Raw genomic sequence first — 256 nt, 5'->3', positions numbered from 1 at the left:
ATACTTCAATTACAGAGATACATAGTAATGCGGGTAAACAGCCAAATAATAAGGATTATGGAGTTGTCTATGCAGGGATTAATGATAATTCAGAATTAGAAGAAATAAGTTACTACCCACATAAAGATGTCAGTGAAACGGTTTTATCTCAAGTAGGTGTAAGTGGTACACAGGTTGCCACAATCGTAGGTGATGCCTACGTTAGAACCATGACACTTTTTAAAGCTAAAACAGTTGATACATATATTTTGAAAGA

At 34.4% G+C, this 256-nt stretch carries 1 protein-coding gene; it reads left to right on the top strand.

Annotation, left to right across the window (positions count from 1 at the left end):
• The coding region (locus tag ETC27_RS18160; protein ID WP_205742792.1) for a hypothetical protein at nt 1-256 on the top strand (256 nt) is incomplete at both ends.

This window comes from Onishia niordana (assembly GCF_004798965.1).
GTDB classification, from domain to species: Bacteria; Pseudomonadota; Gammaproteobacteria; order Pseudomonadales; family Halomonadaceae; genus Onishia; species Onishia niordana.
This window is presented reverse-complemented; position numbering and strand designations above follow the sequence as displayed.